At 37.8% G+C, this 716-nt stretch carries 1 protein-coding gene; it reads left to right on the plus strand.

Going from position 1 to position 716, the window contains the following annotated elements:
* Positions 1 to 263: 263 nt before the first annotated feature.
* The gene (locus MTBBW1_RS27335; RefSeq protein WP_139786947.1) at positions 264 to 548 is read left to right on the plus strand and encodes an RpnC/YadD family protein; all 285 of its coding nucleotides are present in this window, start codon (positions 264 to 266) and stop codon (positions 546 to 548) included.
* Positions 549 to 716: the final 168 nt, after the last annotated feature.

Genomic DNA, 716 nt, shown 5'->3' on the forward strand with positions numbered 1-716 from the left:
TAGACTCCAGTACGATTCATCATTACAAAAAACTCCAATCATCCAATATTGGGTCTGTTCTCTAATAATATCCAGCAGATTATAAAGAGTAGAGAAAGACTGCAAAAAGATAAGTGGCTTCTTAAATATACAAGCACATATCTGAATAACGTACATGGCGGATTACCGCCACAATCGAAGGGATGAAAGTCGTTTTTAAAACAGGCTGTTACGGAGACTTTCATATAAAACTATATGATCATTATAATTTAGAGGGGATTGACATGCCTTATACAAGAGAAATGTTTGTTAAAGAAAATTACCCGGAACATTATGGACAATTTCTACTTGGGAAACAGGAAGGATGGCAAGGTGGGCTTCAAAAAGGACGGCAGGAAGGTGAGCAGAATGGACTACAGAAAGGTGAACTTACAGGTAAAATACAGATGCTCCAACAATTTCTAAAACAACCTGTTTCTCCAAAACAAGAGTTGCTTTTGAAAAATATTGATGAACTCCAAAATATTTACAACATACTGGAAAAAGAGTGGCAACAGGTTCAAAACTGAAAACAAAAAACTGACCAACTGCTTCCAAATTCTCCCCCTCTTCCCTTTCCCCTTTCCCCTTTCCGGAAAATAAAAACAGTAGAGAGGACAAGTAAACCATCTGGCCTCTCTTTTCTCTCTTTCTGTTCTTGTGTCCTGAACATTATGTACCTGTCCCCATTCTTCCTG

Origin of the sequence: Desulfamplus magnetovallimortis, assembly GCF_900170035.1 — a bacterium.
In the GTDB taxonomy this organism is placed as follows: Bacteria; Desulfobacterota; Desulfobacteria; order Desulfobacterales; family Desulfobacteraceae; genus Desulfamplus; species Desulfamplus magnetovallimortis.